This window comes from Streptomyces sp. DH37 (genome assembly GCF_029813835.1).
Classification (GTDB): Bacteria; Actinomycetota; Actinomycetes; order Streptomycetales; family Streptomycetaceae; genus Streptomyces.
The window spans coordinates 48635-67110 of the sequence record NZ_JARVKV010000015.1; the positions used below are offsets into that span (position 1 = coordinate 48635).

Genomic DNA, 18476 nt, shown 5'->3' on the forward strand with positions numbered 1-18476 from the left:
AGACGAAGGGGAGAACCATGTCGGAACGGATCATGTCGGAACGGATCATGCCGGGGCGGTTCACGCGGGGACGGGCCGTGTGGGGAAGGAGCGTGTGGGGGCGGGTGCCCACGCGTCTGGGCCGGACCGCGCGCGGAGCGTGGAGCCGGGACGCGCAGGCCGGAATGAGCACCGCGGAGTACGCGGTGGGCACGATCGCCGCCGCCGGGTTCGCGGCGGTGCTCTACAAGATCGTCACCAGCGGACCGGTCTCCACGGCGATGCGGCAGTTGATCGAGCGAGCGCTCGATGCGGGCTTCTGAGACGAGGGAGCGGGGCTATGTCACCGCGGAGACCGCCGTGGTGGTGCCGTCCCTGATCGCTCTGCTCGGACTGCTGCTGTGGGGCGGGGCGGCCGTGGTCGCACAGGTCCGCTGCGTGGACGCGGCGAGCGCGGGAGCGCGGGCGGCCGCGAGGGACGAGCCGCCCGAGAGGATTCGCCGGGCCGTGCGGGTGGTCGCGCCGCGGGGAGCGGAGGTGGAGCTGTCGCGGGAGGGCGAATTGGTGCGCGTACGGGTGACGGCGCGGGCCGCCGGTCCCGGCCCGCTGGGCGTGGACCTGGAGGCGGAGGCGGTGGCACATGCGGAACCGGGGTGACGGGCGGCGCCGGCGCGGCCTCGGGGACCGGGGCTCGGCCACGGTGTGGGCCGCGCTGTGCGGACTCGTGCTGTGCGCGGTGGCGGTGGGCGCACTGGCGCTGGGGCAGGCCGTCGTCACGCGTCACCGCGCGGGCGCGGCGGCGGACGCGGCAGCCCTCGCAGCGGCCGACCACGCCCTCCGGGGCGCCGGGGAGGCGTGCGCCGCCGCCCGGCGGGTGGCCGCCGCGCAGCGGGCGCGGGTGGTGCGCTGCCAGGTGCTGGGGGAGGTCGCCGACCTCACGGTGCGGGTGCGGGCGGGGCCGTACTCGGCCGGGGTGAGGGCCCGGGCGGGGCCTGCCGCAGCAACTCCGTGAGGAGCCGTACCGCCCCGCGCTTGTGCAGGGGATCGTTGCCGTTCCCGCACTTGGGCGACTGGATGCACGACGGGCAGCCGCTCTCGCACTCGCACGCCGCGATGGCCTGACGGGTCGCGGTCAGCCAGTCGCGGGCGGTGTGGAAGGCGCGCTCGGCGAAGCCGGCACCGCCGGGGTGCCCGTCGTAGACGAAGACCGTCGGCAGGAGGGTGTCGGGGTGCAGCGGCACCGAGACGCCGCCGATGTCCCAGCGGTCGCAGGTGGCGAAGAGCGGCAGCATGCCGATGGAGGCGTGTTCGGCGGCGTGCAGGGCGCCCGGCAGCACCTCGGGGCCGATCCGGGCGGCGTCGAGCTGGTCCTCGGTGACCGTCCACCACACCGCGCGGGTGCGCAGGGTGCGCGGCGGCAGGTCCAGCTTGGACTCGCCGAGCACCTCGCCGGTGACGAGCTTGCGGCGCAGGTACGAGACCACCTGGTTGGTGACCTCGACCGAGCCGAAGCACAGCCGGGCCTCGCCCCACGGGACCTCGGTGTCGGTCTCCAGGACGGAGACCGCGGTGGTGTCCCGGGCCATCGTCGTCCACGGCGGGCTCGCCTCCTCCACCAGGGCGACCGAGTCGTCCAGGTCGAGGTGCCGGACCTCGTAGGTGCGGCCCTGGTGGAGGTGGACCGCGCCGTCGTGGACGGCGGTGTGGGCGGCCGCGGCGTCGACGGTGCCCAGCAGCCGCCCGGTGGCGGCCTCCACCACCTGGACCGGCCGTCCACCCTGGCCGCGGATGTCGGTGAGGTCGCTGGCCCGCTCGCGGCGGGTCCAGTACCAGCCCGTTCCCCGGCGGCGCAGCAGCCCGCGCCGCTCCAGGAGCGGCATCAGCTCGGGCACCGCCGGTCCGAACAGTTCGAAGTCGGCCTCGGTCAGGGGGATCTCCGCCGCGGCGGCGCACAGATGGGGGGTGAGGACGTAGGGGTTGTCCGGGTCCAGGACGGTGGACTCCACGGGGCGGCGGAAGATCGCTTCGGGGTGGTGGACGAGGTAGGTGTCCAGCGGGTCGTCCCGGGCGACGAGGACGGCCAGGGCGCCCTGGCCCGCCCGTCCGGCCCGCCCGGCCTGCTGCCACAGCGAGGCCCGGGTGCCGGGATAGCCGGCCAGGATCACCGCGTCGAGACCGGACACGTCGATGCCGAGTTCGAGGGCGGTGGTGGCGGCCAGCCCGAGGAGTTCGCCGGAGTGCAGGGCCCGCTCCAGGGCGCGGCGCTCCTCGGGAAGGTAGCCGCCGCGGTAGGCGGCGACCCGACCGGCCAGGACGCGGTCCACCTCGGCCAGCCGCTCCCGGGCGATCACCGAGATCAGCTCGGCGCCGCGCCGGGAGCGTACGAAGGCGACGGTCCGTACGCCCTGTACGGCGAGGTCGGTGAGGAGGTCGGCGGTCTCGGCGGTGGCGGTCCGCCGCACCGGGGCGCCGCGCTCGCCGTGCATCTCCGTCAGCGGGGGTTCCCAGAGGGCGAAGACCACCTCGCCGCGCGGAGAGGCGTCCTCGGTGATCTCGGTGACCGGCAGGCCGGTGAGGCGAGTGGCCGCCTCGCCCGGTTCGGCCGCGGTGGCGGATGCCAGCAGGAAGACCGGCTCGGAGCCGTAGCGGGCGCACACGCGCCGCAGCCGGCGCAGCACCTGGGCGACGTGGGAGCCGAACACGCCGCGGTAGGTGTGGCACTCGTCGACGACCACGTAGCGCAGGGCGCGCAGGAAGGAGGACCAGCGGGGGTGGGCGGGGAGTATCCCGCGGTGCAGCATGTCGGGGTTGGTGAGCACGTGGTTGGCGTACTGCCGTACCCACTCGCGCTCCTCGAAGGGGGTGTCGCCGTCGTAGACCGCCGGGCGGACGGCGTTGCCCAGCGGGGCCGCCAGCTCGCCCACGGCCCGCCGCTGGTCGGCGGCCAGCGCCTTGGTCGGGGCGAGGTACAGGGCGGTGGCGCCGCGCCCGTTCGGAGCCCGCGCGCCCTCCAGCAGCGCGCTGAGCACCGGGGCCGTGTAGGCGAGGGACTTGCCCGACGCGGTGCCGGTGGCGACGACCACCGATGTGCCGCGCAGGGCGTACTCGGCGGTACGGGCCTGGTGTTCCCACGGACGGCCGATGCCCGCGGCGCGTATGGCGTCGACCACTTCCGGCCGAATCTGACCAGGCCAGTCCGCATGGCGACCGTTCCGTGGGGGCAAGTGCTCCACATGGGTGATGCGCACGGCCCGGTCCGCCCTCGCGGCAAGGCTTTCGAGGACCGTTCGGGGAGACGGGGGCGAGGGGCGTGCGCCTGCAGACGCCGCGCGGTGGTCGGTGGCCATCGGAATCGAGTGTGTCACCGGCGCGACGGACAATGGTCGCAAGGCGTCGTGCAGGCCCCCGGGTAAGTGATTGAATGCTTCTGCGGCTGCCGATCCGTCCCCTACCTTCGGCGGGGAGTCACATCCCCACCTTCGGTGGGGAAGACCCCGTCCCCACCTTCGGTGGGGAGACGCCAAGGGGGGCGGACCGCTCGATAGCAAGGTGCTGGAGGATCCGTGGACCTGTCCCTGTCGACCCGTACCGTCGGCGATCGCACGATCGTCTCGGTGGGTGGCGAGATCGATGTATACACCGCGCCCAAGTTGCGTGAGCAACTGGTCGAGCTGGTGAACGACGGCAGCTACCACTTGGTCGTGGACATGGAGGGCGTTGACTTCCTCGACTCCACCGGCCTCGGTGTGCTCGTCGGCGGACTCAAGCGCGTGCGTGCCCACGAGGGTTCGCTGCGCCTGGTCTGCAACCAGGAGCGCATTCTCAAGATCTTCCGTATCACCGGCCTGACCAAGGTGTTCCCCATCCACACCTCGGTCGACGAGGCCGTGGCGGCCACCGACTGAGGGTCGAGTCCGAACAAGCCCGTACACGGCCTCCAGGGGCGCCGGACCCGCACGCGTCGGTCCGGTGCCCCTGGAGGGCCGTCAGGCAGCGGGTCACCGGGTGACCGCGCGCACCATCGAGGGGGATGCATGGCTACCGTCGAACTGCGCTTCAGCGCGCTGCCCGAGCACGTGAGGACGGCGCGTCTGGTGGCGGCCGCCGTCGCACGCCGGGCCGGTGTCGACGAGGCCGTACTGGACGAGGTGCGCCTCGCGGTCGGTGAGGCGTGCAGCAGAGCCGTCGGCCTCCACATCGGCCACGGTCTCGACACGCCCGTCCGGGTGGCGCTGACCGAGGACGAGAAGGCCTTCCGCATCGAGGTCGGCGACGACGCCCCCAGGGCGGCGCACGGCCCGGTCCACGGCTCCTCCGCGAACGGGGAGGGCGCCGAGGGCGACGACGAGGTCGACATGGGACTCGCGGTGATCAGCGGCCTGGTGGACGACGTCGAGGTGATCGCCGACGGGCACGGCGGCCTCATCCGGATGAGCTGGCCGACCAGCCCGGAGCCGCTCGTCTAGCCGCTCCGCGCGGAGTGGCCGCACGGCCGGTCCCGCACGTCCCCCGAACGGCCCCGGGCGCCCCTCACCCGGGCGCCTCGTTCACGCCCGGCAACGGCCCCGCGGGCTCCCACCCCGCCGGCTTCCGTCCCGCCGTCGGCACCGCGCACCCCGCCGCCGGCACCGCGCCGTCGCCCGCCCGGACCTCGCCCCCGGCCTGTTTCCGGCCCCTCCCCGGCTTCCCCGGCCTGTTTCCGGCCCGCCCACAGGCCTGTTTCCGGACTGTTCGCGGCCTCTCTCCCGTTCTCCCCGGACGGCCCCCGGCCCGCCCTCCGCACGGGCGCACCCCGCCCGCCGGTATCCGCGTCCACCTGCCCTGACCAGGAGACCGCCGGATATTCCGAGATCGTTTTCCTTATACCGCGGCGAAGGAGTAACTCGGCCGTTCAGGGGAATTATCCGGGTGCCCGCTATTCGATCTCTGCGGGTGCGGACCAATAGCGAATACCGCACTCTGTTGTGATCCGAAGCAGCTCCCTACAATCCGTCCACATCTTTGCAGCAGGATGCCTGAGCGTGCTTGCGCGCGCCCATGTGCCAAACGTCAAGGAGGACGAATGGCGGGGCACCACATCCCTTCCCAGAACCGCCTGCAACTGGCCGACGCCGTGCTCACCGGCGGCAACCGCGGCCTGGTGCTGGTGATCGCGCTCGTCGCCGTAGCGGCCCTGGTGCTCGCCGTGGTGCTGGTGCGCCAGGTGCTCGCGGCCGGTGAGGGCACCGACGGCATGAAGAAGATCGCCGCCGCCGTACAGGAAGGCGCGAATGCCTACCTCGCACGGCAGCTTCGCACTCTCGGCGTATTCGCCGTCGTGGTCTTCTTCCTGTTGATGTTGCTCCCGGCCGACGGTATGGGTCAGCGAATTGGCCGCTCGGTGTTCTTCCTGGTCGGTGCCGCTTTCTCGGCGGCCACCGGCTATATCGGCATGTGGCTCGCCGTGCGCAGCAACGTACGGGTCGCGGCCGCCGCGCGGGAGGCGACTCCCGGCGAGGGAGAGCCCGCGAAGGACCTGACCGACGTCTCCCACCGGGCGATGAAGATCGCCTTCCGTACGGGCGGGGTCGTCGGCATGTTCACCGTCGGCCTCGGCCTGCTCGGCGCGGCCGTCGTGGTGCTCGTCTACGCGGCCGACGCCCCCAAGGTGCTGGAGGGCTTCGGCCTGGGCGCCGCCCTGATCGCGATGTTCATGCGCGTGGGCGGCGGCATCTTCACCAAGGCCGCCGACGTGGGCGCCGACCTCGTCGGCAAGGTCGAGCAGGGCATCCCCGAGGACGATCCGCGCAACGCGGCCACCATCGCGGACAACGTCGGCGACAACGTCGGCGACTGCGCGGGCATGGCCGCCGACCTCTTCGAGTCCTACGCCGTCACCCTGGTGGCCGCGCTCATCCTGGGCACGGTCGCCTTCGGCGACTACGGCCTGGCCTTCCCCCTGCTCGTCCCGGCGATCGGCGTCGTCACCGCCATGATCGGGATCTTCGCGGTGGCGCCGCGCCGCGCCGACCGCAGCGGCATGACGGCCATCAACCGCGGCTTCTTCATCTCCGCGGTGATCTCGCTCGTCCTCGTCGCCGTCGCCGTGTTCGTCTACCTGCCGGGCAGCTACGGGGAGCTGGAGGGCGTCACCGACACCGCCATCTCCGGCCACGCCGGCGACCCGCGCGTCCTGGCGCTGGTCGCGGTCGCCATCGGCATCGTGCTCGCCGTGCTGATCCAGCAGCTCACCGGCTACTTCACCGAGCCGAGCCGCAGGCCCGTGCGCGACATCGGCAAGACCTCGCTGACCGGACCCGCCACCGTGGTCCTCTCCGGCGTCTCCCTCGGCCTGGAGTCCGCGGTCTACACGGCGCTGCTGATCGGGCTCAGCGTCTACGGCGCCTTCCTGCTGGGCGGCACCTCCATCATGCTGGCGCTGTTCGCCGTCGCCCTGGCGGGCACCGGCCTGCTCACCACCGTCGGCGTCATCGTCGCCATGGACACCTTCGGCCCCGTCTCCGACAACGCCCAGGGCATCGCCGAGATGTCCGGGGACGTCGAGGGCGCGGGCGCCCAGGTGCTCACCGACCTCGACGCCGTGGGCAACACCACCAAGGCCATCACCAAGGGCATCGCCATCGCCACCGCGGTGCTGGCCGCCTCCGCCCTCTTCGGCTCCTACCGCGACGCGATCGCCGGCGCCGTGGCGGACGTGAACGCCAGGGCCGGGGAGCTGGGCCTGAGCCTGGACATCTCGCAGCCGAACAACCTGGTGGGCCTGATCCTCGGCGCCTCCGTCGTCTTCCTCTTCTCCGGGCTGGCGATCAACGCCGTGTCCCGGTCGGCGGGCTCGGTGGTCTTCGAGGTCCGGCGCCAGTTCCGCGAGCGGCCCGGGATCATGGACTACAGCGAGAAGCCCGAGTACGGCCGCGTCGTGGACATCTGCACCAAGGACGCGCTGCGCGAGCTGACCACCCCCGGTCTGCTGGCCGTCATGGCGCCCATGGCCGTCGGCTTCGCGCTCGGCGTCGGCGCGCTCGGCTCCTTCCTCGCCGGAGCCATCGGCGCGGGCACGCTGATGGCGGTCTTCCTCGCCAACTCCGGCGGCGCCTGGGACAACGCCAAGAAGCTCGTCGAGGACGGCCACCACGGCGGCAAGGGCAGCGAGGCGCACGCCGCGACCGTCATCGGCGACACGGTCGGCGACCCGTTCAAGGACACCGCCGGCCCCGCGATCAACCCGCTGCTGAAGGTGATGAACCTGGTGGCGCTGCTGATCGCGCCCGCGGTGGTGCAGTTCAGCTACGGCGACGACGCCAGCGCCGGCGTGCGGGCCGTCATCGCGGGCCTCGCCCTCGCCGTCATCGTCGGCGCGGTCTACGTCTCCAAGCGGCGCGGCATCGCGGTCGGCGGCGAGGGGGACGGAGAGGCGGGAGAGGGCGCGGGCGGCGCGGCCGGCCGTACGTCCGGGGCGTCGGGCTCGTCGGGATCGTCGGGCTCGCCGGATTCCCCGGGACCGTCGGAGCCGGGGGCCCCGGTGGCGGCCCCGTAGCGGGACCGGAGGACCCGGGGACCGGTTCGGCGGGCGGCGCGGCCGGTGCGCCGCCCGCCGCCGTCCGCCGTCCGCTGTCCGCCGGGGCGAACGATGTGAGATGCGCTCGACCCAAACAGGCGGACACCGCATCAAAAGCCGCCGATTCACCCTCCTGGCTCACGGTCGGTGAACCTCCTGCGTGTATGTTCCGGGCCGAACACCCACGAAGGGATCGGTCCGGAGTGAACAAGAAGCTTGCGGCTGCGCTGTCCGGCAGCGCGGTCGTCGTGCTCGCCCTGAGCGGGTGCGGCGGCGACGAAGGCAACGAGAAGGCCGAGCGGTGGGCCGTGGAGTACTGCGGCTCGCTGCAGAAGCAGAACAAGAGCATCGACGGCGCCAACCAGGCACTCACGCGGATCACCGAGGGGGACAAGTCCCCCGAGGAGGTGAAGGAGACCGACGTGAAGGCCTTCGGCGACCTCTCGGCCGCCTACAAGGCCCTGTCCGCCGCCGTGCGCAGGGCGGGCGTCCCGCCGCTCGAGGACGGCTCCCGGATCCAGAAGAACGCGATCAGCCAGCTCGACGCGCTCTCGGCCACGTACGCCGACCTCCAGAAGCGGGCCGAGGACCTGAACGAGAAGGACCAGTCGGAGTTCGCCGACGGCCTGCAGGAGATCGCCGAGGAGATGAAGAAGCTCCCCCGGCAGTTCGGCGGCGTCGAGAAGGCGCTGGGCGAGTTCCGGCAGGGCGATCTACAGGAGGCGATAGCCGGTCAGAAGGGCTGCCGGAAGCCGTCGCCGGCGCCCTCCGTCTCGGCGGCGTAGCGGGGAGACCGGGAGACACCGGGAGGAGCAGGGAGGAGTCGGGGGACACCGGGAGGGGAGAAGGGCGTACGGGGGTTCCGTACGCCGGGACGCTCCGCGTGACAATGGGGAGGTGAGTGACCGCCTCCCCACCCCCGGCCCCGCCCTCCCCCGGCTGCGCGACGCCTTCCTCTCCGCCGGCTTCACCCCCGACGGACTGCTGGAACTGCTCGGCGCACCCGCCTACGCCGCCCTCTCCCGCAACGAGACGGTCCCCGCGCTGCGCGCCACGCGCGGCGGCGGGCCGCTGGAGACGCTGGTGCGGCTGTTCCTGCTCCAGCGCCCGGTGCCCCGCGACCGGGCCCGCGCCGCGCTCCCGGCCGACGAGGCGCTCGCCGAGGGCTGGCTGCGCCGCGACACCGGCGCGGACGGCGACTGCGTCGCCGCCACCGTCGACGTCCGCCCGTACGCCGGGCCCGAGGGACGGAACTGGTGGATCGTCTCCGACCTCGGCTGCGCGGTCGGCGGCGCCGGCGGCATCCGTACGGCCGAGGGCGCCGGCGCGGCCGACCGCTCCCACCTCGTCCTCGGCGTCGGCGGCGCCTCGACGACCCTGGCGGGCATCACCGTGCGCACCCCCGTGGCCCGCGCCCTGGACCTGGGCACCGGCTCGGGCGTCCAGGCCCTGCACGCGACCCGGCACGCCGGCTCGGTCACCGCCACCGACCTCAACCCCCGGGCCCTGCGCCTCACCCGCCTCACCCTCGCCCTCTCCGGCGCGCCCGAGGCCGATCTGCGCGAGGGGTCCCTCTTCGAGCCGGTCGAGGGCGAGGCCCCCTACGACCTGATCGTCTCCAACCCGCCCTTCGTCATCTCCCCCCGCGCCGCCGGCGGGGCCCGCCTCACCTACCGCGACGGCGGCATGGGCGGCGACGACCTGTGCCGCACCCTCGTCCGGGAGTCCGCCGCCCACCTCGCCGACGGCGGCCACTGCCAGCTCCTCGCCAACTGGCGGCACGTCGAAGGCCGGGACTGGCGCGAGCGGCTGGCCTCCTGGGTGCCGGACGGCTGCGACGCCTGGATCGTGCAGCGCGAGGTCCAGGACACCGCCCAGTACGCCGAGCTGTGGCTGCGCGACGCCGGGGAGCACCTGGGCGACCCGGCGGCGTACGCCGCGCACTACGACGCCTGGCTGGAGGAGTTCGAGGCGAGCGGCACCACGGCCGTCGGCTTCGGCTGGATCACCCTGCGCAAGTCGGGGGCCCGGCACCCGTCGGTCACCGTCGAGGAGTGGCCGCACCCCGTCGAGCAGCCGCTGGGCGAGGAGGTGCGCGCCCACTTCGAACGCCGGGACTTCCTGCGCGCGACGGACGACGCGGCCCTGCTCGCCACCCGCTTCGTCCTGGCCGACGAGGTCGTCCAGGAGCAGATCGGCAGGCCCGGCGCGGACGATCCGGAGTACGTGGTGCTCCGTCAGAACCGCGGCATGCGGCGGGCGACGCGGGTGGACACGGTCGGCGCGGGCTTCGCGGGCGTGTGCGACGGCTCGCTCCCGGCGGGCCGCATCCTCGACGCCATCGCCCAGCTCCTCGGCGAGGACCCGGTGGGTCTGCGCGACCGCACCCCGGAGAGCATCCGGCTCCTGGTCGAACAGGGCTTCCTGCTGCCCGCGGGGGGCGAGTAGACGGGCGGGAGGGCCCGCGGGCGGGCCGGCGTCCGGCTGTCCGGGCGGTGTTCACCCGCCGTTCGCCCACCCGATCCCCGCGGGTGCCACCGTGCTCCGCATGGAAAGTGGACCCGCCGTCTTCGCCGGGGCGGCCTTCACGCTGTTCGGCGTCGGACTGCTGCTGTGGACCTCGGTGCGCGTACGGTTGCGCGAGCCCGTGGCCGAGGGGGCGAATCCGGTCACGGCGGCCGTGCTCACCTCGCTGTTCGGCACGGCCTTCCTGATCACCGGGCTCTGGGTGTTCACACGTCCGTGAGGCGCCCGCCGGACCGGAGCGCCCGACGGCCCGCACCCCGGAGGTCCGGGGTGCGGGCCGTCGCCGTACGCCCTCATGACGCCCGGCCGCCGACAGGCCGTCAGCCGCGCAGGACGCGGCCCTGCTTGTCGGTGCGGTCCTTGCTGGTGAGGAAGAGGATGCCGTCGATCAGCGACCAGAAGCCCAGGCCGCCGCAGGTCAGCAGCTGGGCGATCGCCATGCCGGTGTGGCCGGTGTAGAAGCGGCCGATGCCCAGGCCACCCAGGAAGATCTGCAGCAGACCGGCGGTGACCTTGGACTTGTCGGAGTACGGCTGGCCGTTGGGCGCGGTGCCGGTGAACGCCATGGGTGGCTCCTTCGTGCTTCGGGTGGGAACGCGCCACGGCCCGCTGATGTCATGTACCAGACGTGCCGAGACGAAATCCCAGACCTCCGGCGACCGGCAAGGGTTGCGGCGGGTCCGCAGTCGTGATCGAACAGTGATCAGACGGCGCGTCAAAAAGCCGCGGAGATGATCGCGGGCGAGCAGAAGCGGAAGGAAACGGAAGGGGGGCGGGAACGGAAGCGGAGGGGTCAGCCGACCAGGTTCCGTACGACCGCCCACACCACGGCCGTCCCCAGCACCACCGCCGTGCCGGTCCTCCCCAGCGACGGCCGGTAGCGGCGCCCGCGCAGCCCCTCCACCAGCCAGCGGCCCCCGAGGTACGCCGCGGCCGGAACGCCCAGCGCCAGCAGCAGGGCGTTGTCGTGGAACGCGGCGGCGAAGTCCCCGTGCATGAGGTCGTACGTCATGCGGGTGCCGCCGCACGCCGGGCACAGCAGCCCGGTCGCCCAGTTGAACGGGCAGCGCGGCAGCCACTGCCCGGCCTGGTGCGGGTTCGTCCCCCACAAGTAGACCGCCCCGGCCAGCCCGGCCGCGAGCGCGGCCAGCGGCGGCGCGGCCGGGTGGGCGCGGGCGGCGCGCACGGCCCGGGCGGCCCGGGCGGCCCGGGTGTCCGGAGAGGGCCCTCCGGTTCCTCCGGTCACTCCGGCCTCCCTGGTGCCTGTGGTCGCTGTGGTCGCTGTGATCGCTGGAGCCGCTGGGGCCACCGGGTCCACCGCGTTCAGCTCCGCAGCACGCGGCCCTGCGCGTCCGTGGGGCTGTCCTGGGTGAGCAGCATGATCCCGTCGATCAGCGACCAGATGCCGCAGCCGCCGCAGGTGAAGAGCTGGCCGAGGGCCAGGCCGGTGTGGCCGGTGTAGAAGCGCCCGACGCCGAAGCCGCCCAGGAAGAGCGAGAGCACGCCCGCCACGACCTTGGACTTGTCGGAGTAGGGACGGCCGTAGGGGTCGTAGCCGTACGGGGCGTTCGGGTCGCCGGTGTAGGAGCCCTGCGCGGGCGCCGCGGCCTGCTGGGGGTAGCCGTACTCGGGCTGGCCGGGCTGCTGGGGGTAGCCGTACCCCGGCTGGCCGGGCTGCTGCTGCGGGTAGCCGTACGCGGGCTGACCGGGCTGGCCGGGCTGCTGGGCGTAGGGGTTGTTCTGCGGCTGCTGGGGCTGGCCGTACGGGTTCTGCTGGTTGGGGTCGGACATGGGAGGTTCCCCCGTTGCGTGGCTGGGACGGACAGACGGCCACATCTTGCCAGCCGGTGCGGGCGGCAGGAATGGTGGCCGTCGGGTTACCGTTCGAGTAACCGACCGGTGAAGGCTTCGTCCGCCGGGCGCCCCGGGCGCCCCGGGCGCCGCCCCCACCGGCAGGCTGCGGCGGGCTGCGGTGGGCTGCGACGGGCCGTGGCGGACACGGCGTCCGCCCGGAGCGGATCCGGTGGATACGGGGAGATGGTTATCTCATCGGGTTACCGTTCGAGTGGCGTCGCAGGCTTTTCCCGTTTGACACAGGGGCGGGAGGTACCGTCACACTCCGCAGCGGAAGCGCAGCCGCACCGGGAGCGCGAACCACGCCAGAGCCGATCCGACAGACCGGGAACACCGACCGGAGAAGAGCGAGAAGAAGTTGTCCCCGACCAGCAAGACCGCACACGGCGGGCGCCGACTCGTGATCGTCGAGTCGCCGGCCAAGGCCAAGACGATCAAGGGCTACCTCGGTCCTGGCTACGTGGTCGAGGCCAGCGTCGGGCACATCCGCGACCTGCCGAACGGAGCCGCCGAGGTCCCGGCCAAGTACAAGGGCGAGTCCTGGGCCCGGCTCGGCGTCAACGTCGACCACGACTTCGAGCCGCTGTACGTCGTCAACAGCGACAAGAGGGACCAGGTCAAGAAGCTCAAGCAGCTTCTGGCGGAGTCCGACGAGCTGTTCCTGGCCACCGATGAGGACCGCGAGGGCGAGGCCATCGCCTGGCACCTCCAGGAGGTCCTCAGGCCCAAGGTCCCGGTGCGCCGGATGGTCTTCAACGAGATCACCAAGGACGCCATCCGGGCCGCCGTCTCCAACACCCGCGAGCTGAACCAGCGCCTGGTCGACGCCCAGGAGACCCGCCGCATCCTCGACCGGCTCTACGGCTACGAGGTCTCCCCGGTGCTGTGGAAGAAGGTCATGCCGCGCCTCTCGGCGGGCCGCGTGCAGTCCGTCGCCACCCGCCTCGTCGTCGAGCGCGAGCGCGAGCGCATCGCGTTCCGCTCCGCCGAGTACTGGGACCTGACCGGCACCTTCGCCACCGGCCGTTCCGGAGGCTCCGCCGAAGACACTGCCGACCCCTCCGCCTTCACCGCGCGGCTGACCGCCGTGGACGGGCGCCGCGTCGCCCAGGGCCGCGACTTCGGCCCGGACGGGCGGCTCAAGGGCGGCTCCGGCGACCGGGGGAACGTCCTGCACCTGGACGAGGCCGCCGCCCGCGCGCTGGCCGCTTCCCTGGAGGGCGCCGACTTCGCCGTCCGCTCGGTGGAGTCCAAGCCGTACCGCCGCTCGCCGTACGCCCCCTTCCGCACGACCACCCTCCAGCAGGAGGCCAGCCGCAAGCTCGGCTTCGGCGCGAAGGTGACGATGCAGGTGGCGCAGAAGCTGTACGAGAACGGCTTCATCACCTACATGCGGACGGACTCCACCACCCTGTCCGACACCGCGATCAGCGCCGCGCGCGCCCAGGTCGGCCAGCTCTACGGCGCCGACTACCTTCCCGAGCGGCCCCGCACCTACGCGAGCAAGGTCAAGAACGCGCAGGAGGCGCACGAGGCGATCCGCCCCTCCGGCGACCGCTTCCGCACCCCCGCCGAGACGGGCCTGACCGGCGACCAGTTCAGGCTGTACGAGCTGATCTGGAAGCGGACGGTCGCCTCCCAGATGAAGGACGCCACCGGCCAGTCCGTCACCGTCCGCGCCGGGGGCCGCAGCGCGGACGGCCGTGACGCGGAGTTCAGCGCCTCCGGCAAGATCATCACGTTCCACGGCTTCCTCAAGGCCTACGTCGAGGGCGCCGACGACCCCGGCGCCGACCTCGACGACCGCGAGCGCCGCCTGCCCCGCGTCGACGAGGGCGACCCGCTGACCGCCACCGGGATGTCCGTGGACGGCCACGCCACCAAGCCCCCGGCGCGCTACACCGAGGCCACGCTGGTCAAGGAGCTGGAGGAGCGCGAGATCGGGCGCCCCTCGACGTACGCGTCGATCATCAGCACCATCCTCGACCGCGGCTACGTCTTCAAGAAGGGCACCGCGCTCGTCCCCTCCTTCCTCTCCTTCGCCGTCGTCGGCCTGCTGGAGAAGCACTTCGGCCGCCTGGTCGACTACGACTTCACCGCGAAGATGGAGGACGACCTCGACCGCATCGCCGCCGGCGAGGCCGAGGCCGTGCCGTGGCTGCGCCGCTTCTACTTCGGCACCGACGAGCCGGGCGCCGAGGGCGCCGCCGCGGCGGCGGCCGGCAACGGCGACGGCGACCACCTCGGCGGACTGAAGGAACTGGTCTCCGACCTCGGCGCGATCGACGCCCGCGGCGTCTCCTCGTTCCCCGTGGGCGACGGCATCGTGCTGCGCGTCGGCCGCTACGGCCCCTACGTCGAGGAGCCGCCGGCGGCCGAGGGCGAGGCCGGCCGCCGCGCCGACGTGCCCGCCGACCTGCCGCCGGACGAGCTGACGGTGGAGTACGCCAAGGAGCTGCTGGCCAAGCCCAGCGGCGAGGTGGAACTGGGCACCGACCCCGGGACGGGCCGTCCCATCGTGGCCAAGGACGGCCGCTACGGGCCGTACGTCACCGAGGTGCTGCCCGAGGGCACGCCGAAGACCGGCAAGAACGCCGTCAAGCCGCGCACGGCCTCGCTGTTCAAGACGATGTCCCTGGACACCGTCACCCTCGAGGACGCCCTGAGGCTCCTCTCCCTGCCGCGTGTGGTCGGCACCGACCCCGAGAGCGGCCAGGAGATCACCGCGCAGAACGGCCGCTACGGCCCGTACCTGAAGAAGGGCACCGACTCCCGCTCGCTGCAGAGCGAGGAGCAGCTCTTCACGATCACCCTGGACGAGGCGCTGGCGATCTACGCCCAGCCCAAGCAGCGCGGCCGGGCCGCGGCCAAGCCCCCGCTGAAGGAACTGGGCACCGACCCGGCCAGCGAGCGCCCGGTGGTGGTCAAGGACGGCCGCTTCGGCCCGTACGTCACCGACGGCGAGACCAACGCCACGCTGCGCCGCGACGACGACGTGGAGACGATCACGCCGGAGCGCGCGTACGAACTGCTGGCGGAGAAGCGCGCCAAGGGGCCGGCGAAGAAGACCGCCAAGACGGCGGCCAAGAAGACGGCCGCCAAGAAGACCACGGCCAAGAAGACGGCGGCGAAGACGGCCGCCAAGAAAACCACGGCCAAGAAGACGGCGGCGAAGACTGCGACCAAGAAGGCCGCGGCGAAGAGGACGGCCGACGCGGAGTAGCCGGGGGCAGGCATACGGGCGGCACGTGCGGGAACCTTCCGCACGTGTTTGCCTGGAACAGCTCCCCCGGCCGCTCGTTCGGCCGCATCGCCGCCCCCGTACCGCCGCCCGCTAGGCTGGCGGGATGACGCGTGCAGAGCAGCCACCGGTCGTGACCCCCACCTCCGACGCCCTGGCCGCGGACTCCCGCGAGCGCGCCGTACGGGCCCTGCTGAGGCACGCCCCCCTACGGCGGCTGTGGGGCGCGCAGCTCGCCGGCGGGATCGCCGACGCCCTCGCCCTGCTGGTCCTGGTCCTGCTGGTGCTCCAGGCCGCCGTCACCGTGCCCGCCACCGGAGGCGCACCCGTCCTCGGCGGGGGCTACCGCGGCGTGGCCCTCGCCGTCGCCGCCGTCTTCGCCGTCCGGCTGCTGGCCACCCTGCTCTTCGGCGCCGTCCTGCTGGGCCCGCTCTCCTCCCTCACCGCGAGCTCCTCCGGCGCGCTCGACCGCCGCTGGACCATGATCGGCGCGGACGGCGTACGGCTGGCGCTGATGATCGTCGCGCCGCTGTGGATCGACTGGACCCCCGACAAGGTGTTCGCGTTCCTGCTGGTCACCGTCTTCCTCACCGGGGTCGCCGAGCGCTTCGGGGCCGTGGCCAAGGACAGCGCCGCCCCCACGCTGCTGCCCGCGCCGCCGCCCGAGGGCGCGGCGGTGCGCCCCCTGCCGGACCACCACGACACGCTGCGCCGCCTGTGGCTGCGCACGGGGTTCGTCTGCGTCCCGCTGGCCGCCGCGGGGCTGGTCGCGATCACCCTGGTGAGCAATCTGCTGGGCGCGGGCGTGGCGTGGTTCACCACCCACCAGGCGGCGCTGGCGTCGTACGCCGCCGCCGGCCTGTTCGCGGCCTCGGCCGTCCTGCTGTACTTCCTGCACCTCCCCGGCGGCGACACCCCGCGCCCCCGCTCCCCGCTGGAGGGCCTGCGCCGCCCCCGCACCGGCAGGCCGGAGAAGGGCGAGGACGGCAGGACCGTCCGCAAGGCCGTGGACAAGGGCCGCACCGGCGCCGCCCCGCTGCTCGTCCTGGCCTGCGCCTGCGTGGCCGCCGCCGTCGCCGCTGCCGCGGCGCTCGCCGCCCTGCACGCCGCGGACCTGGACGGCGGTCCGGTCCTGTTCGGCCTGTTCGTCCTGGCGCTGACCGGCGGCACCGTCGCCGGCGTCCGGTGGGCCCCGCACGTCCTGCCCGCCCTGTCCCGGCGGCGGCTGCTCGCCCTGTCCCTCGCGCTGGCCGGCCTGGCGCTGCTCGCGGCCGGGTTGGCCCCCGACACCACCACCGTCCTGCTGCTGCTCCTGCTCACGGGCCTGGCCGCCGGGATCACCGCGAACACCGGCCACACCCTGCTGGACGAGGAGACCGAGGAGTCCCGCCGCGCCCGGACGACCGACCACCTGCACGCGGTGGCCCGGGTCGGCGTCGCGCTCGCCGTCGTCGTCGCGCCCGTGCTGGCCGCCCTCATCGGCCCGCACCGCGTGGAGAGCGGCGACTTCGTCTTCGCCCACGGCGGCGCCGCCTTCACCCTGATGCTGGTCGGCGCGCTGCTGCTGCCGGTGGCCGCCCTCGTCCTGGTCCGCCTCGACGACCGGCAGGGCGTGCCGCTGCGGCGCGACCTGCGCGAGGCGTTCGGCGGCGGCGCCGAGCCGCGCCAGGCCCCCTCGCCCACCGGCTTCTTCATCGCCCTGGAGGGCGGCGACGGCGCGGGCAAGTCCACGCAGGTGGAGGCGCTGGCCGAGTGGATCCGCTCCAAGGGCCACGAGGTCGTCGTCACCCGCGAGCCGGGCGCCACCCCGATCGGCAAGCGGCTGCGCTCGATCCTGCTGGACGTCTCCTCGGCCGGTCTGTCGCACCGTGCCGAGGCCCTGCTCTACGCCGCCGACCGCGCCGAGCACGTCGACTCGGTCGTGCGTCCCGCGCTGGAGCGCGGCGCGGTCGTCATCACCGACCGCTACACCGACTCCTCCGTCGCCTACCAGGGCGCCGGCCGCGATCTGTCGCCGACGGAGGTCGCCCGGATCTCCCGCTGGGCCACCGGCGGGCTCGTACCGCACCTGACCGTGCTGCTGGACATCTCGCCGGAGACCGCCCGCGAGCGGTTCACGGAGGCGCCCGACCGGCTGGAGTCGGAGTCCGCCGAGTTCCACCGGCGGGTGCGCTCCGGCTTCCTCGCCCTGGCCGCCGCCGACCCGACGCGCTACCTGGTGGTGGACGCGGGTCTGGAGCCCGAGGCCGTCACCACCGTGGTGCGGCACCGGCTCGACCAGGTGCTGCCGCTGTCCGAGGCCGAGATCGCCGCCCGCGAGGAGGCGCGCAGGAGGGCCGAGGAGGAGGCCCGCAGGCGTGCGGAGGAGGAAGCGGCGCGCAAGGCCGAGGAGGAGCGCCTGGAGCGCGAGCGCCAGGAGCGTCTGGAGCGGCTGCGCGCCGAGGAGGAGGAGCGCAAGCGGCGCGAGGAGGAGGAGGCCCGGCGCCGCGAGGAGCTGCGCAGGGCCGAGGAGGCACGGCAGCGGGCCGAGGAGGCCCGCCGCCTGGCCGAGGAGGAGCGCAGGCGCCGGGAGGCCGAGGAGCGCGCCCGCCGCGAGGAGGAGGAGCGCAGGCGACGCCTGGCCGAGGAGGAGGCCCGGCTGCGGGCCGAGGCCGAGGAGCGCCGGCTGGAGAAGCAGCGCAAGGCGGAGGAGGCGCTGCTCCGCGCCGAGCAGGCCCGCAAGGCCGCCGAGGCCGAGGCGGAGGCGAGGAGCGCCCGGGAGGCCCGGGAAGCTCAGGAGGCCCGGGAGGCGGAGGAAGCCCGGGAGGCCCGGGAGGCACTGCGCAGGCACTCGCTGAGCAAGGACGAGGACCGGGACGGGGACGCCGGGGGCCGCGGGAGCGCGGCCGACGAGACCGCCGTGCTGCCGCGGATCCCGGCGGACGCCGAGGAGACGGTCGTCCTGCCGCAGCAGGCCCCGCCGGCGCCTCCGGCGGGCCCGCACGCCGCCTCCCCCGAGGACGAGACCGCCCCGCTGCCGCAGGCGCGGCCGGAGGACCGGGCGCCGTCGTGGTCGCTGCGCAAGGACGAGCGGCCCGCCCCGCCGGCCGGCGAGGAGCGCACCCGGGAGCTGCCCCAGGTCGACGAGCGGGGCCGTCCCCGGCGCCGTCCCGAGTGGGCGGAGGAGACCCCGATGGACGACCTGCCCACCCTCGCCGACGAACTCCTCGGCCCCCAGCAGGAGTTCATCGAGGACATCGAGGACGAGGACGACGGCGGGCGGCGCGGACGCCGGGGCCGCCGCGGCTGACGCCCGCGGGGCCGTCCGGTGCCGGGACGCCG

At 73.9% G+C, this 18476-nt stretch carries 15 protein-coding genes; 11 read left to right on the plus strand and 4 right to left on the minus strand.

Annotated features, from left to right (window positions below; all coding sequences use genetic code 11):
• Nucleotides 1-32: 32 nt before the first annotated feature.
• The 3 genes from QC029_RS10905 to QC029_RS10915 are packed head-to-tail and all read left to right on the plus strand — an operon-like array spanning nt 33 to nt 991.
• Nucleotides 33-302, plus strand: a complete 270-nt coding sequence (locus tag QC029_RS10905) for a DUF4244 domain-containing protein (protein WP_279555383.1) — start codon at nt 33-35, stop codon at nt 300-302.
• Nucleotides 289-636 (plus strand): TadE family type IV pilus minor pilin, encoded by a 348-nt coding sequence (locus tag QC029_RS10910; RefSeq protein WP_279555346.1) that lies wholly within the window; start codon nt 289-291, stop codon nt 634-636. The genes QC029_RS10905 and QC029_RS10910 overlap by 14 nt, the downstream gene beginning before the upstream one ends.
• Nucleotides 620-991, plus strand: coding sequence for an Rv3654c family TadE-like protein (locus tag QC029_RS10915; RefSeq protein ID WP_279555347.1), 372 nt, complete (start codon nt 620-622; stop codon nt 989-991). The genes QC029_RS10910 and QC029_RS10915 overlap by 17 nt, the downstream gene beginning before the upstream one ends.
• Here QC029_RS10915 and QC029_RS10920 read toward each other — a convergent pair.
• Nucleotides 915-3380, minus strand: coding sequence for a DEAD/DEAH box helicase (locus QC029_RS10920; RefSeq protein WP_279555384.1), 2466 nt, complete (start codon nt 3378-3380; stop codon nt 915-917). The two genes, QC029_RS10915 and QC029_RS10920, sit on opposite strands and share 77 nt — an antisense overlap.
• A 162-nt stretch (nt 3381-3542) precedes the next feature.
• Here QC029_RS10920 and bldG point away from each other — a divergent pair, with 162 nt between their 5' ends.
• The 6 genes from bldG (at nt 3543) to QC029_RS10950 (ending at nt 10280) form a co-directional block, all read left to right on the plus strand.
• Complete coding sequence (gene bldG, locus QC029_RS10925) at nt 3543-3884, plus strand: anti-sigma factor antagonist BldG (RefSeq protein ID WP_093657489.1); 342 nt, start codon at nt 3543-3545, stop codon at nt 3882-3884.
• 129 nt (nt 3885-4013) lie between these two features.
• Entirely contained in the window at nt 4014-4445 is a 432-nt protein-coding gene (locus QC029_RS10930; RefSeq protein WP_279555348.1) for an ATP-binding protein, read from the plus strand.
• 596 nt (nt 4446-5041) lie between these two features.
• Nucleotides 5042-7513 (plus strand): sodium-translocating pyrophosphatase, encoded by a 2472-nt coding sequence (locus QC029_RS10935; RefSeq protein WP_279555349.1) that lies wholly within the window; start codon nt 5042-5044, stop codon nt 7511-7513.
• 224 nt (nt 7514-7737) lie between these two features.
• Nucleotides 7738-8319, plus strand: coding sequence for a small secreted protein (locus QC029_RS10940; RefSeq protein WP_279555350.1), 582 nt, complete (start codon nt 7738-7740; stop codon nt 8317-8319).
• A gap of 112 nt (nt 8320-8431) precedes the next feature.
• Nucleotides 8432-9982: a methyltransferase gene (locus tag QC029_RS10945; RefSeq protein WP_279555351.1), complete on the plus strand. Its 1551-nt coding sequence runs from the start codon at nt 8432-8434 to the stop codon at nt 9980-9982.
• Between the two features lie 100 nt (nt 9983-10082).
• On the plus strand, nt 10083-10280 hold the full coding sequence (locus QC029_RS10950) for a hypothetical protein (protein WP_279555352.1): 198 nt from the start codon (nt 10083-10085) through the stop codon (nt 10278-10280).
• 100 nt (nt 10281-10380) lie between these two features.
• On the opposite strand, the gene QC029_RS10955 is transcribed toward QC029_RS10950, so the two are convergent.
• The 3 genes from QC029_RS10955 to QC029_RS10965 form a co-directional block, all read right to left on the minus strand.
• Nucleotides 10381-10626, minus strand: a complete 246-nt coding sequence (locus QC029_RS10955; protein ID WP_279555353.1) for a TM2 domain-containing protein — start codon at nt 10624-10626, stop codon at nt 10381-10383.
• A gap of 227 nt (nt 10627-10853) precedes the next feature.
• The gene (locus QC029_RS10960) at nt 10854-11246 is read right to left on the minus strand and encodes a DUF2752 domain-containing protein (RefSeq protein ID WP_279555385.1); all 393 of its coding nucleotides are present in this window, start codon (nt 11244-11246) and stop codon (nt 10854-10856) included.
• A 137-nt stretch (nt 11247-11383) separates the two neighbouring features.
• Nucleotides 11384-11851: a TM2 domain-containing protein gene (locus QC029_RS10965; RefSeq protein WP_279555354.1), complete on the minus strand. Its 468-nt coding sequence runs from the start codon at nt 11849-11851 to the stop codon at nt 11384-11386.
• 421 nt (nt 11852-12272) lie between these two features.
• Between QC029_RS10965 and topA the strand changes: the two genes are divergently transcribed.
• Both topA and tmk read left to right on the plus strand, forming a co-directional pair.
• Nucleotides 12273-15137: a type I DNA topoisomerase gene (topA, locus tag QC029_RS10970; RefSeq protein ID WP_279555355.1), complete on the plus strand. Its 2865-nt coding sequence runs from the start codon at nt 12273-12275 to the stop codon at nt 15135-15137.
• A gap of 124 nt (nt 15138-15261) precedes the next feature.
• Nucleotides 15262-18444: a dTMP kinase gene (gene tmk, locus QC029_RS10975; RefSeq protein ID WP_279555356.1), complete on the plus strand. Its 3183-nt coding sequence runs from the start codon at nt 15262-15264 to the stop codon at nt 18442-18444.
• The last annotated feature ends 32 nt before the right edge of the window (nt 18445-18476 follow it).